Source organism: Rhodohalobacter sp. 8-1 (genome assembly GCF_038150125.1).
In the GTDB taxonomy this organism is placed as follows: domain Bacteria; phylum Bacteroidota; class Rhodothermia; order Balneolales; family Balneolaceae; genus SW132.
Genome location: NZ_JBBVMF010000001.1, coordinates 25,924 through 40,263, shown reverse-complemented (window position 1 = coordinate 40,263; position 14,340 = coordinate 25,924). Strand labels below are relative to the sequence as shown.

Genomic DNA, 14,340 nt, shown 5'->3' with positions numbered 1-14,340 from the left:
GGTCTGGTTTAATATCTTTTAATTAATTGCGCATAATCTCGTCCGTCCTCTTATTCTTATTCACCATAAAGTAGATCAGCGGAACGGTAATCAGCGTGAGGGCTGTGGATGCAATAGCTCCGCCCATCAGTGATATTGCAAGTCCCTGGAAAATCGGGTCAAACAGAATCACAATAGCCCCGATAACCACGGTACCTGCCGTTAAGAGAATCGGCATAGTTCGAACTGCACCGGCTTCCACAACGGCATCCTCAAGTGAATTTCCTTCATTGAGGCTGATCTGGACGAAGTCGATCAGAAGCACGGAGTTTCTGACCATGATGCCGGCAAGGGCAATGAGTCCAATCATTGATGTTGCTGTAAAAAATGCGCCTGCAAGCCAGTGGCCGAGCAAAATCCCGATCAGTGACAACGGTATGGCAATCATCATAATGATGGGAACGCCAAAGTCCTGGAACCAGCCGACAATAAGGATGTAGATGATCACCAGTACCACGGCAAAGGCAATTCCGAGATCACGGAATACCTCGAGAGTAATTTGCCACTCACCATCCCATTTTACGGTCACGTTTTCGCTTGTAAACGGCTGACCTGCATATTGCTGCTCCATGCTGTAACCGGCAGGAAGAGATAAAGCGTCTATCTGGTCCTGTGCATCAAGGATGGCGTAGACCGGACTCTCAATTTCACCCGCAACTTCGGCCGTTACATAAACCACCCGGCGCTGATTTTTTCGGTGAATACTTTTCTCAAGCGTAGTTTCTTCAACATCAATGAGGTCGGTGACGGGCACCATTGCCCCAGATTGCGACTGAACATGAAGTCCGCCCAGTTCATCAACACCGGAACGGCCTGCCTCGCTGAGCTTCATCTGAATGGGTACCAGCGTGGCTTCATCTTCATCATAAAGTGAGGAAACCGGGTGCTGACCTAAAATCATGCCAAGCGATTCGGAAAGTTGATTGGGCATCACTCCCGTAATGGCGGCTTTATTGCGCAGAACGTTAAACCGGTATTCGGTTTGATCGGCTTCCACCATCCAGTCTGTATCCACAATCCCGGGTGTTTCAGTGAAAATCTGCTTAATCTGTTCGCCAACGTTACGCTGCATCTCCAGGCTGGGGCCATAAATCTCGGCTACAAGCGTGGATAGAACGGGTGGCCCCGGCGGTACTTCAACCACTTTAACATTCGCACCATATTTTTCGCCCACTTTTTGAACGATGGGCCTCATCCGCTTGGCGATGGCGTGGCTCTGATCCGAACGCATGCTCTTATCCACAAGATTCACCTGGATATCGGCGACGTTCGATGACTGTCGCATATCGTAGCTGCGGACCAGTCCGTTAAAGTTGATGGGAGCGTTGGTTCCGGAGTAGGTTTGGTAGTCGTAAACTTCGGGAATTTCGAGCAGGCTAAGGCCCACTTCCTGTGCTACGGCTTCGGTTCGCTCGAGCGTGGTGCCTTCCGGCATATCGATAATGAGCTGTATCTCGTTTTTATTATCAAAAGGAAGCATTTTTACTTCAACGGATCGGGTGTAAAAAAGCACCAGAGTAGCCAGTAAAACAACAAAAGTTCCGAGCAGAAAAAACCACCGTTTCCATGTGCTCTGCATCAGCGGACGCATGGTTTTATCGTATATTTTGAAAATAATAGTGTCTTCAAGTTTATAGCTCTTACCCGAGCTTCCGCCGGATTGTACCCTCGCAGCACGTAGTAAACGATACCCCAGCCACGGTGTGGCGATCAGGGAAATTATGAGAGACAAAATCATGGCAACAGTCGCGCCGATTGCAATCGGGCTCATGTAGGGCCCCATCAAACCGGAAACAAATGCCATCGGAATGACGGCAGCAATAACGGTGAATGTTGCCAGAATAGCCGGGTTACCCACCTCGTTGATAGAGTAAATGGCGGCCTGCTTGATGGGCAGTTTGCGCATTTTAAAGTGCCTGTGCATATTTTCGGCCACAATGATGGAGTTATCCACCACGATCCCGGTCACGAACACGAGGGCAAAAAGCGTAATCCGGTTTAGCGTGTAATCGTACATGTAGTAGAAAAACAGTGTAAGGGCAAAGGTGATCGGCACCGAGATAAATACCACAAGTGCACCCCGCCAGCCCATGGCCAGAAATACCACAAACGACACGGACAGCACGGCCACAAGCAGGTGCATAAGTAGCGTGTTCACCTTGTCAGTTGCGGTTTCGCCGTAGTTACGAGTGGTTTGCACGTTAACTCTGTCGGTGATAATAGACCCGTTGAGCTGTTCTAACATTCGGTCGATATTCTCAGCAATGGTCATGGCATCAGCTCCCTGTTGCTTAGCCACGGAAATCGTGACAGCAGGATAGGAACTGCCGGCTTCAAGGCTGTCTTCTCTTGCAGAAACCGGCCCCGGTGAGTATGAAACGTAGTTGGCAGGTTCGCCGGGTCCGTCCGCAATATCGGCCACGTCGCGGAGCAGAATCGGATCGCCCTGACGTACATCGAGCACGAGATTACCAACGTCTTCGGCGGTTTCAAGGAAACTTCCGGTTTGAACCAAAAACTCCTCGTCATTTCGCGTAAACGAACCCGATTTAAACTCACTGTTTGCAGTCTGAATGATCTGGGCGATTCGCAGCGGGTCAATAGAGAGTGCAGCTAATTTGCTTTTATCCAGAACCACCTCAACTGTTCGTGAACGCCCGCCATGAATGCTGGTTTCGGCTACGTCGGTGATCGACTTAATTTCGTTGTCGAGCTCCTGCGCCACTCGCCGAAGCTCATAATCCCCGTGCGTTTCACTCCAAAGGGTGAGGGTAACAATAGGCACATCATTTATGGACCGTGTTTTGATGAGCGGCATGGTAACCGGCTCCGGCTTGGTGTCCATGAACTTCATTACCTCGGTGTAGAGCCGCACCATGCTCTCTTCCACATCCTGCCCCACAAAAAAGCGCGCAGAAACCATCGCCTGTTGCGGCATGGATGTTGAATAGACATATTCCACTCCCGAGACATTCGATAGAATTTTCTCAAGTGGAATGGCGATTTTGTTCTCAACTTCAAGGGGTGAAGCGCCGGGATAACCGACAAAAATATCGGCCATAGGCACGTCAATTTGTGGTTCCTCTTCGCTGGGTGTCAGCCACACGCCATACACACCGATCGCTACAAAAGCGACCATCAGAAGCAGTGTAAGCTTCGAGTCGATAAACGCCTGTGCAATTTTACCTGCTAATCCGGTTTTCATTTTCTGTTGTTTCCTTTCAAATTCTTGTTAGTTGACCTTCTGTCGGTAGAATTACTGTGCGTTTACCAGTTGTCCCTGTCTCAGGGGCTGATCCATTGAGGCGATGTACTGTTCACCGGGAGCAAGTCCGGTTAAAATTTCAATCGTTTCGCCTGCAGATTTCCCTGTCCGTACCCATCGGAGTACGGTTCGGTTGTTATCAGATATCGTGTAAATCCCTGTGAGCTGTCCGCGTTCAATAATGGCACCGGCAGGGATGAACAGTGATTCTGTACCACCTGTGGGAATGCTGATTTCGGCAAACATTCCGGGTTTCATGCGGTCCGCCACGGCCGGATCGGTAATCTGAGCCTCGATAGCGTACTGCCTGCTCATCGGGTCGCCGGCGTTGCTGACAGCAGTCAACACAGCTTTGACAGCTTCAATATTTAAAGCGGTTAAACTGACGGTAACACTGTCTCCCTCACTGATTTCGCCAATCCACTTTCCCGGGACGTTCGCAGTAATTTTCAGGGTTCCGGGATCAGCAACGGCAACCAGCGGGTGTCCGGGTGCGGCCATATCGCCGGCAGAGACATACTTGCGGCTCACGATGCCGTCAAAAGGCGCCCTGATTACGGTGTACTCCAGCATTTCATTTACTTCACGCAGGCTGGCTTCCAGCGCATCAACATTCGCTTTGGCGATGTCGTACATTGTGGAAATATCGTCCAGCTCTTTAGACGTAGCGCTCTCTTCGGCATACAAATTCTTGATACGATTGTAATTCTTCTCTGTGTTTTCAAGATTGGCTTTAGCCTGAACTATGTTGGCTTCGAGCTGCATCTTATTGGCACGAATCTGGTCATCCTTTATCCGTGCAAGAACGTCTCCTTCCTTCACGGTTTGCCCCACGGAAACGGGGACCTCGGTTACGGTTCCCATTACGATGGTGCTTAAGCCAGCCTGATTATTACTCTCTACATTTCCGGGAAAAGTTTTGTTGGCGCTGCCTTGCGCGGTTTCAGCTGTGGCCACCTGTACATTCACCGCTGTTTCATCAAGAGCGGCCGGTTCGTCCGATCCGCAGGCGCTAAAAAGAAACGTTGCGAAAAGCAGTGCGAGGAGACCCGAAAGAGTACTAAACCGGGAATGTTTTAAAATATTCATGATAGTATAGATTGAATGTTTAGTTGTTAAGATCTTTTTCAAGAAGCATCTCAAGTGTGGCGATGCTCATATTGTATTTATAAAGTGCGGCCACATTTTGGAGCCGTGATTCGGCGAGTTTGGTCTCGGCTTCGAGCAGATCGGTCGTACGCTCCATGCCTTGTTCATACCGGTTTGTCCGGATTTTTACGCTCTCTTCAGACTGCGCTATCGACTCATTCGTAAGCTCGAGTTCCTGCCGGGCGTGCTCAAGAGCTCTGTAGGCCTGACGTACCCTGTTTTCCTGCTCCATGAGGTGACTCTCCTGCATGGTCTGAGCTTTTCGAAAGTCAGCTTTTGCCTCCATAATTTTTCCGGCCTTGCTGAAACCGGAGAAAATATTCCATTTCAGGTTCGCACCAATCATATAGGAGGAGGCATCAAAACCAGCAAAATCAGGATCATTAAACTCGTAAGATCCAAATAGGTTGATTTTAGGAAGAAAACTGAAGTTCGCTGATTTCACCATTCGTTCAGCCGCTTCTACACGGTATTCAATAGCCCGTGTTTGTGCATTGTTGATTGTAGTGGTGGTTATATCTTCGGGCAGTGCTGCAAGGTTAGTTTGTTGTAGATCCTGGGTGGGAGTTACTTTTACTGATCCGTCCATGCCAAGGAGAATGGCCATCTCTTCCTCAACTTTGGCAAGCTGATTTTCCGTGTTCAGTTTTCGGCTCTCCATTTCCAGCTCATACACCCGGGCAGCCAGAAAATCTTCCTTGCTGATTAATCCCTCTTCAAAATAGTTTTGCGCCTGACGCCTGTGCTCAGCCGCAGTTGCAAGAGCTGTTTCCAATACCTCAAGCTGGCGGTGGTGCAAAATGAGGCTGTAGTATTGGTTTCGCACCCGGAACTCTACATGATTTCGTGTGCCGGTCAGTTGCTCATCTGCCGAATTCAGCCGGCTTTTTACCGCGCCTCTTTGCATTATCATATCAGGATTTAAGAGCGGCTGCTGTACCTGGAAAGTAGCACTGTAGTTTTGAGTTGCGTCAGGATTGTTGAGCAAACTAGGGTTAAAATCCGATTGAGAAACAATCTCCTGCTTCAGTTTAAATCCGAATACATTCAGCGGATCGTTTGTGGAAACCGCATTGTATTCGAATGAGAGCTGAGGAAGGAAAACAGCGTTTGTCTGGCGGTATTGAGCTCTGGTTTTATCAACATCAAACTCCGCCTGTTCTACTGCAAAATTCTGTTCCAAAGCGATCTCCATGGCTTCTTGCAGCGACAGAGACAGATTAGAATCCATATCTGAAGGCGACTGTGCCGATACGTAAAACGGCACCAGCAAAAACAGCAAAATAAGATATACTTTTGGTGCGCGTAATTTCTTTCGATTCATTTTAGTTGTTGTTATTTGATTTAGAAAGTGTTTTGGCCCGGCAGGTAACAGATTTTTTAAAACCGAGATTATATTTTTCAATGATGTTATCCGCAAGGCACCAGCCCGTAAAAGCCGATTGAATCATATTTACACCTACAAATAGTGTAAGCAGGAGCCAGTAGGGTGAGATGACGTAAGCAAGAAGTAAGCTTCCTGTTATCATGCTACCGGCAAATAGTCTCATTGTTCGTTTATTTCCATCCATCGTGTTTTCCTTATTTGATTTTTGATACTATGAGTGCTTTAGTGGATCGCGTGGTTTAATCGTCATGCCGCACTGCGATGCGGCATCTCCCAATTCATTTAAGTCCGGTTCTATGCAGTGATTGGAGATCCCACGCTCCGGCGTGGGATGACCTTTATTGGAACTCACACTTCAGAAAACCTGCAGTAACTGTTCATCAAAAATTATTCAGGAACCAGGCTTTCTCTGATATGACTTTTTCCCAGTGTCGCAGCGCACCGCTTTTAGAGGATTGATTCCCGCCCTTTTCAAAATCTCCGCTTATTTTATCAGCTCTGTTTCCGGAATCAAGGATGTAGGAACCCTTGTACTTGAATGTCCTGTCAGGTGACTTACCTGAGATTTTGCGTGCTATGTTATGAGCCACTACTTCTGCCTGGTGCTGTGCAAAAATTCCTGCTTTTGGCATGGGTTGATTCTTTTCGCCGGACAGTTCAATGACATCACCAATCACATACACATTGTCAAATTTGGTTTCAAGAGTGTCGGGGTTGGGTTCTACCCAGCCGGAATCTTCAGTCAATCCTGCCTCTGATAAAACAGCAGGAGCTATATGTTCCGGTGTGTATGCAAGAAGGCCCGGGTTAGCGGTGAACGTGTCATCTGAACCTGTCCTGAATTCAATTTTGTCCTGTTTTTCTTTAACAAATTGGTGACTCGGATGGTAGTAAATGTCCTTTTCCTGCATCAACTTAACCACGTGCGATGAGATCTCAGAATTGGCAAAAGGCATGGGCTTTACTTCGGGGGTATAGAGGTGAATCTCAACTTCCTGACGTTTGTCATTTTCTCTCAGGTAGTTATCTATAAGCATCGCGGCTTCATAGGGAGCTACCGGTGATTTGTAGGGGAGAGAAGAGACCAGGATCGAGATTCTGTTTCCGGTAAATGATCTGAGTTCATTATGGAAAGATTCAGCACCATCAACTGTATAAAAATTATGGCCTTCCGATATCAGGTTTGCAGAATTATTTTGGGAAACACCGAGAGAAGCGATTATGTAATCCCCCTCGCAGGTTTTCCCGTTGGATGTAACTGTTTTAGCTTTGGGATCTATCTTTTCAATTTCTCCTTCTATAACTTCAATGCCGTTATACTCGATCTTACTCAGTTCTTTGTAGATCTCATTCTGCTCGCGTTTGCCCACCATCAGCCACGTGAGAGAGGGGGCATATAAACTCTGTTTCTTTCGTTCAAAAACTAAAATTCTGGCCAGGTTTATTCCGTCTTCATTCCCGATTTCACGGCTCAGTTGCTTTGCTGCATGAACGCCGCCGATTCCGCCGCCTAAAACTAATATTGTTGGTTTCATCCTATTCTCTGTTTTAAATGTTATTTGTCAGTTATTTCTACTGGTCTTTCTTCAGCTAACCAGTCGGCAAATCCGTTTTCGAGCCTGGTGGCATGTAATCCCTCTTTTCTCATCAACGCTACAGCTTCATCGGCCATCAGGCATAGTGGGCCGCGGCAGTAGGCTACGATTTCCCGGTCGGTTGGCAGCTCCTGCAGCCTCTCTTTTAGCTGCTTATGCGGCAGAGAGCCGGCCTGCTTAATGTGTCCAAGGTTGTACTCCTCTTCGGGACGCACATCAACCAGGTACACTTCATTGTTTTTCAATTTTTGGAACAGTTCATCGCTGCTCATCAGGTTCATCTGATCTTTTCGCTGCCGGTAATCCTCAAGCAGCTCATTGATCTCCTGGTTGCGTGAAAGGCCCAGCTGACGCAGTGCTCTCCAGGTTTCCAGCACACGCCCATCATAGAGTTCGTAAAAAATATATTTTCCATCCCTCACAGTGTCTACCAAACCCGACTTCTTCAGCACCTGCAGATGCTGCGATGCATTAGCCACAGACATATTCGCGTTTTCGGCTATGTACTCAACCGAAAACGAACCCTGGGCAAGCAGATCTAAAATTTCAAGCCGGTGAGGATTACTCAGCGCTTTTGTCACCTTTGCAAGCTGTTTGTAAAGAGACGATTTGAATTCTCGTGTATCCATATTGCAACGTTACTTTTACATTCAATAATAATGTTGAATGAATAATACGGTAATTCTCGGTAACGTTCAATAAATTTATTGAATAAAAGAAATAATCAAGTGCATTTAATCAAAAGGAAATATTTCCGTTTGATGGTCATTAGTAAAAAAAGATATTAAATGGCTATTAGAGATATGGAGCGTACGCTGTGACGCGCAGATTTGGAGAGAAAAATATTTAAGGGTCTACAGGAAAGTTTGTGGGTTGATGGAAAATATGTGGACAATCACATAGAACATGATCAAAATTTTCTAAAAAATTGTCCATTACTCTTGCAGATCCTTCTCTGCGCCATCAACTACAATGGCTTGATCAGGATGACACGCTCATGGGTTAGCAAGTGAGTGGCGTGGACACATCAGTCGTTTATCACTATCGCCTTGTAATCACGCCGCCCTACGCCTCAGCCAGCTAATTGTCATTCTGAATAAAACGGTGATTTTCCGTTTTGTGAAGAATCTAAAAAAGCAACATGATTTGTTCTATCAAATGACTGGTATTACCTCCTGAATAACTCATCTGACTTAATGAGACTGTGCATTGGATTATTACATGTACCCACAAACTTTCCTGTAGAACCATATTTAAAATGCATTATAGTCACGCCAAACCGAAAGCTTGATAAGCCGATATCATTTAAAAATCGCTGTTTGTGAAACTACAGGTTCCTCACGTTTGAACTCAACGTATTGGTGGGGGAGAAAGAGGCCTATATTTATTCTGAACTTATTTACGAAAGAATATTGGGAAGGGGAGTGTTTATCCAAAAACGAGCTCTTTTAAGTATCCTCTGTTCGCTGTAATAAACTTAAGACAGGCCCCAATTATTACCAGACGATGTACCTACAATATGGCCTCAATAAGGTCATCGTCAGGCTCGGGAATGCCGCCCTTATTTTCGGCAACCCAGCCGGCATACCGGTTTGCCTTTTTGATGGTTTCGCGCCAGGGTGATCCCTTCAGCGTGTGATGAATAAAACATGCCCAGAATGCATCGCCCACACCCACGAAATCGCCGATGCCTGTTTCTATGTCAACTGCGGATTCTACATAGTGCGTGCCATCGCGATCAAAGTAAATAGAACCGTCAGCGCCGAGCGTTAAAATAATTCCTTTCAGATCGAAAGCCTCCAGAAGTTTCGCTTCCTCTTCAATACTGAACATAGCACCGATCTGATCCCATTCAGCACGGTTCATTTTTACATAGTCTGCTTTTTTCATGGAGTACTCCAGCACCGGTTTCTGGACGTAAGGCGGACGAAGGTTCACATCAAAAAACAAAAGACAGGAGCCTGGCAGGTCAGCGATAATTTTTTGTAAAGTAATTCTGTTGGTTGAACTCCGCTGGGCCAGGGTTGCAAAAGTAAATGCATCAGCAATGCGCGTAATCTCGCTGAGAGAATCGGATGGCTGAATAAAATCCCACGCCACGCGCTGATGGATGGTATAGGTGGGTTCGTCATTCTCATCCATATGAACGGAAACCGTGCCGGTTGGATAGTCGGTTCGTTCTATGTATTTCTTCTCACCCTCTTTTTGAACGATGATATCCAGAAGCTGACTTCCCAATTCATCACGTCCGACAGCGCTTATCAGGTAACTTTTGTGTTTCAGGTAATGGAGGTGCATTGAAACGTTGAACGGTGAACCGCCGGCACGTTTATAATCTTTAAATTGATCCCATAATATTTCACCAAAATGGAGGATAGTTTTGCTCATATGATCGGGTAACTGAAGGGTTAAGCCAAACGAAAATAAGAGTTAGTATACAAAGAATAAAACACCATTAGTTTAAAAAAAAAAGCGGGTAGCATGCCTCAACAGGCTTGCTGGTTGACATCATAATTGTCCAATAGCTTTAGTTGTTGATGCATTAAGAACTATTGGTTGTAATAGTGAAATTTGCTTTAGATATCGCAATAAATATTTTGGTCCCTGATAACTTTTTGCCTGTTTCCGGAAGCTGAGTCTGGCTAGAGGTATCAAAATCGCAATTTAAGATATTTGTACTTACTCAGACATCGCATATTCAATACCGCCCCACACATGCTGCTGAAACAGATCATCAGAGAAGGCTGCTTTTGTATGTCCAAGGCCAGTATAGAATGCCCGTCCGCCATCATATTCGTGATACCACGCAATTGGGTGATTGCCAAGGTGGTCGCTGCCTTCGTAACTGTCGGTATCCAGGCTTAAAAGAACATTGATATGATCTTTAAATTCCTGGTAATTATACCATTCATCATCCCGGTTCCAGACATCCGGAAGCATTTCTGTTGCGCTGTGACCGTCGTCTTGCACGAGTACATCAGCGTTGGGGGTTCCCGGAGGGTGATTGTCGAAATAAGCTCCCATTAGGTTTCCATACCACGGCCAGTCATATTCTGTATCAGCCGCAGAATGAATGCCAACATACCCGCCGCCATTTTGAATGTACTCTTCAAATGCAGACCGCTGCTGATCGTTGAATATTGTCCCGGTCGTGTTTAAAAAGACGACAGCATCATACATTGCCAGGGTGTCGGGGTTAAACATAGATGCATCTTCACTTACCGTAACACCTACGTTATGTTGCTCACCCAAAGATTGTAAAGCATCTTGACCTGTTTCGATTGACTGATGTCTCCAGCCCGCAGTTTTTGAGAATACCAGTATTTGTTTACTATCCTGTACAGATGTGGCGGAATCTGATTCCGGGGACGATGACTGCCCGTCTGCCGCACATGAGATGATCAAGATTGAAGCGGATAAAATCAGTAAAAGACACTTAATGGTTGATGCTGTCATAGTTACAATTTTCATATTGATATCTGGTTAATTTTCACTGTTGGAATCTAAACAATCTTGGTCATGAATTCACCTTTCAAAAATACAACCTTTAAAGGCAGTATAAATTGCCCGAAATGCCAACTGCTAATTGTTGGATGGATCAATTCAAGAGGATCACTGCCCGAATACTTCAACTCTATCTTTAGTATTCTGCGCGCATATATATTTAACCAAACTATGTGATTTGTCAGTGGTTACGGATATCTTTGATCTATAATTTGCAGGCCGATTTCCGGTTGAATCAAAGAGTCTTTGATAACAGATTTTTATGAATAAAGTAAATAAAAGCCTATTGGTAATCGGGTTTGTTTGGCCTGAGCCTACGTCTTCAGCAGCTGGAAAACGTATGATGCAGCTACTCACCTTTTTTAAAAGCCAGGGCTGGTCCATCACGTTTGCAAGTACAGCAAAACAAAATAAAAACACAGCCGGTTTATCTGAACTAACGGTTGCATGCGAATCGATAGAAGTAAACGATGAGTCATTTGATCGTTTTGTTAAAAAACTGAATCCGGAAATTGTACTGTTTGACCGGTTTATGACTGAGGAACAATTTGGCTGGAGGGTTCACGTGCAGTGTCCCTCTGCCGTACGAGTGCTTGATACAGAGGATCTTCACCTGCTCAGATATGCAAGAGAGATGAGTTTCAAAAATAATGACGACAGAATTCAAACCTATCTTAGGTCTGATGTGGCAAAACGGGAGATAGCATCCATCTACAGGAGTGATTTATCCCTGATTATCTCAGAAACCGAAATTCACCTGTTGCATGAGTTTTTTAAGGTGCCGAAGGAACTACTACTGTATCTGCCATTTTTATTCGATGCTATCACAGATGGTGAATCAGGCGCGTGGCCAGGTTTTTCTGAACGCGATGGATTTATGACGATCGGGAATTTCCGACATAAACCAAACTTTGACGCAGTAAGTTATCATCGAAGTGACATCTGGCCTCTTATCAGGCAATCGTTGCCGAATGCAACAATGCATGTATTCGGATCTTATCCAAGTCAACAGGTAAATGAGTGGCATAGTCCGGACACCGGATTTATAATTCACGGCCGGGCAGAGCGTGTGGATACTGTGATGCAAGAGGCTCGCGTTTGCCTTGCACCGCTGAGGTTCGGCGCAGGCTTGAAAGGGAAATTGATTGACGCAATGTTGAGTGGTACGCCAAGTATCACAACATCAATGGGAGCCGAGGGCATTAACGGGTCCATGGATTGGCCCGGTGTGATTTGTGATGATCCTGAAACTTTCGCCCAGGCTGCCATAAAAATATATACTGATGAAGCTCGATGGACTCATGCACAAAAGCAAGGCATACGAATTATCAATGAGCGATTTTTAAAAGAGGTGTATCAAAATCAACTTTCAGAGCGACTGAAAATCTTATTGTCTGAGCTGGAGTTTCACCGAACGAACAATTTCACCGGATCCATGCTGATGCATCATACGATGGCCAGCACACGATTTATGAGTAGATGGATTGAAGAAAAGAATAAACCTGCGGATGATAAAAATGTTTGAGCGTTTGGCTCAAACAAAAAAGGAGGGACTCATATTTACGGCAGGCGGATATAGATTTCAGGAATTAGAAATTTGTGTGGATAGGTTAAGGCTTCACAAATGGTTTAAGGCAAAAATAATCATTAAGTATAAGGGATACATTGTTAAATTCAGTCCTATGTATTGCTGGAAGAGCTTAGAAAATTTTTTGAATATGTAAAAACCGTCTTCTGTGCGAAATAATCACGTATTTAATTTGAACATTATCGTGTGGTTACATAGTTTAGGTCCACTTCCAAAATGAACTGACAGAATAAATTAAACTAACTAAGGAGTTTATATGAACAGAATTGAACAGGTGCGATCACTAATTTCCGAACTGGAGCCTGATATGGAAAAATTTTATGAAAAAGGAAATAAAGCTGCCGGTACAAGAGCTCGTAAGACACTTCAGGAAATTAAAAAAGTTGCCCAGGAAATCCGTCTTGAAATTCAGGATTGGAAGAATAGTGGCAAAGTAGACGAGGTCTAATTCTCCTAAAGAAAACGATTTGATAAAGCCGCTTATTAAGCGGCTTTTTTTTAGTTCTGAAATAATCTGAAAAATATTTCAAATCTCCCTTGACTTACGCTTATTGTTCCCCTTATATTTGCATCCTCTTGAAGGAAACGCGGCTTACTTTTCTTTTAGAGTCATAAAATTTTGTTTTTTTCCTCGGTAGCTCAGTGGCAGAGCAATCGGCTGTTATCCCGACAGTGGTCGGGACGTAGGAGTCGAGTCCGCTGGAATGTTTTTAACTTTATTGATATATAATCCTCGGTAGCTCAGTGGCAGAGCAATCGGCTGTTAACCGATCGGTCGTAGGTTCGAATCCTACCCGGGGAGCCAAGCGTATCGGAAATGCGAACTTTGATCTTTTCAGAGTTCGCATTTTTTATTTCAGCCCATTCAGCTTCCAGTTTTTTATCAGCAATTTACTACACTTCTAAAGTTCCCCAACCGGGTAATATGAGCAATTTGTCGAGGGTCACGAGTATTCCCCACCTAAGTCCATTAGTATTCCCCACTGAATATTTCACTCAACTTGACCCACCTGTTTCACACTAAACTGACCCACCCCCTCACCGGTGGATGCGGCCATTAATATAGCAATGTTTTTATTGTTTGGTTCTTAAAGATTTTCCTTTCAACTCAATGCGGTTTGCCCGTGCTGTGAGTCGATCCAAAATGGCATCGGCCAGCGTGGCATCTTTCAGGTATTCATACCACTGGCCTACCGGCAATTGCGAGGCGATCACGGTGGACTTTTTTCCGTAGCGGTCTTCAAGTATCTGAAGCAACGCCAGCCGGACATCACTTTGCAACGGTTGAAGGCCAAAATCATCGAAAATCACTACCGGGATTTTCTCAATTCGATTCAATAGCTTGATAAACGTCCCGTCGAGTTTGACCAGCGTAATTTGCTCGATAAAACGGTTCATATTCAGATACAACGTTTTATAACCCATCAGGCAGGCCTGGTGGCCGACCGCACAGGCCAAATAGCTTTTCCCGCACCCGGTGGCCCCGGTAATGAGCAGATTTTCGGCCCGGTCAATCCAGCTGCATTCAGGCGATGATGGCCAATTATTCGGTCCGCAGTCTTCTGGAGAAAGCTGCCCTCATTGGCCCGAATACAGCCCGCTACGTGGAGGCCTTGCTCCAGCCCCACGCGATGCGAAACCTGCGGAAAGCGATGGGAGTGATTGATCTTGCCGGAAAACATCCCGCCGATATTGTAGAGGCGGCCTCCCTGCAGGCTCTTGCCGGCAGGGCATTACCCCGGAGCTTCCCATCCCTGTTTCCTCCCAGACCCGACAGCTGACGCGCTCGGGCGACTATTTTACCCATACAACT

General features: G+C 45.6%; 11 protein-coding genes, 1 tRNA gene and 1 pseudogene. 4 read left to right on the top strand and 9 right to left on the bottom strand.

All coding sequences use genetic code 11. The annotated features are described in order from the left end of the window. Positions 1 to 22 precede the first annotated feature (22 nt). From AABW11_RS00185 to AABW11_RS00150, 8 genes and pseudogenes are all read right to left on the bottom strand, one after another. Entirely contained in the window at positions 23 to 3,244 is a 3,222-nt protein-coding gene (locus AABW11_RS00185; protein WP_340102465.1) for an efflux RND transporter permease subunit, read from the bottom strand. A gap of 51 nt (positions 3,245 to 3,295) precedes the next feature. Beyond that, positions 3,296 to 4,393 carry an efflux RND transporter periplasmic adaptor subunit gene (locus AABW11_RS00180; protein WP_340102464.1) on the bottom strand — a complete coding sequence of 366 codons (1,098 nt, stop codon included), beginning with the start codon at positions 4,391 to 4,393 and terminating at the stop codon, positions 3,296 to 3,298. Positions 4,394 to 4,412: 19 nt separating this feature from the next. Next, positions 4,413 to 5,777 carry a TolC family protein gene (locus AABW11_RS00175; RefSeq protein WP_340102463.1) on the bottom strand — a complete coding sequence of 455 codons (1,365 nt, stop codon included), beginning with the start codon at positions 5,775 to 5,777 and terminating at the stop codon, positions 4,413 to 4,415. Between the two features lies 1 nt (position 5,778). Further along, positions 5,779 to 6,024, bottom strand: coding sequence for a YgaP family membrane protein (locus AABW11_RS00170; RefSeq protein WP_340102462.1), 246 nt, complete (start codon positions 6,022 to 6,024; stop codon positions 5,779 to 5,781). A 196-nt stretch (positions 6,025 to 6,220) separates the two neighbouring features. Beyond that, positions 6,221 to 7,375, bottom strand: coding sequence for an NAD(P)/FAD-dependent oxidoreductase (locus tag AABW11_RS00165; RefSeq protein WP_340102461.1), 1,155 nt, complete (start codon positions 7,373 to 7,375; stop codon positions 6,221 to 6,223). 20 nt (positions 7,376 to 7,395) lie between these two features. Further along, positions 7,396 to 8,064 carry an ArsR/SmtB family transcription factor gene (locus tag AABW11_RS00160; protein ID WP_340102460.1) on the bottom strand — a complete coding sequence of 223 codons (669 nt, stop codon included), beginning with the start codon at positions 8,062 to 8,064 and terminating at the stop codon, positions 7,396 to 7,398. An 883-nt stretch (positions 8,065 to 8,947) separates the two neighbouring features. Next, positions 8,948 to 9,841 (bottom strand): annotated as a pseudogene (locus tag AABW11_RS00155) (PfkB family carbohydrate kinase); the annotation flags it as partial. A gap of 273 nt (positions 9,842 to 10,114) precedes the next feature. Beyond that, entirely contained in the window at positions 10,115 to 10,906 is a 792-nt protein-coding gene (locus tag AABW11_RS00150; protein ID WP_340102458.1) for a ThuA domain-containing protein, read from the bottom strand. Between the two features lie 295 nt (positions 10,907 to 11,201). Here AABW11_RS00150 and AABW11_RS00145 point away from each other — a divergent pair, with 295 nt between their 5' ends. The 3 genes from AABW11_RS00145 to AABW11_RS00135 all read left to right on the top strand — a co-directional run bounded on the left by AABW11_RS00145 (position 11,202) and on the right by AABW11_RS00135 (position 13,332). After that, the gene (locus AABW11_RS00145; RefSeq protein WP_340102457.1) at positions 11,202 to 12,464 is read left to right on the top strand and encodes a glycosyltransferase; all 1,263 of its coding nucleotides are present in this window, start codon (positions 11,202 to 11,204) and stop codon (positions 12,462 to 12,464) included. 319 nt (positions 12,465 to 12,783) lie between these two features. Further along, on the top strand, positions 12,784 to 12,975 hold the full coding sequence (locus AABW11_RS00140; protein ID WP_340102456.1) for a histone H1: 192 nt from the start codon (positions 12,784 to 12,786) through the stop codon (positions 12,973 to 12,975). A gap of 282 nt (positions 12,976 to 13,257) precedes the next feature. Then, positions 13,258 to 13,332, top strand: a tRNA-Asn gene (locus AABW11_RS00135). A gap of 269 nt (positions 13,333 to 13,601) precedes the next feature. On the opposite strand, the gene AABW11_RS00130 is transcribed toward AABW11_RS00135, so the two are convergent. Then, on the bottom strand, positions 13,602 to 14,042 hold the full coding sequence (locus AABW11_RS00130; RefSeq protein WP_340102778.1) for an ATP-binding protein: 441 nt from the start codon (positions 14,040 to 14,042) through the stop codon (positions 13,602 to 13,604). Between the two features lie 17 nt (positions 14,043 to 14,059). On the opposite strand from AABW11_RS00130, the gene AABW11_RS00125 reads away from it, so the two are divergent. After that, entirely contained in the window at positions 14,060 to 14,308 is a 249-nt protein-coding gene (locus AABW11_RS00125) for a hypothetical protein (protein WP_340102455.1), read from the top strand. The last annotated feature ends 32 nt before the right edge of the window (positions 14,309 to 14,340 follow it).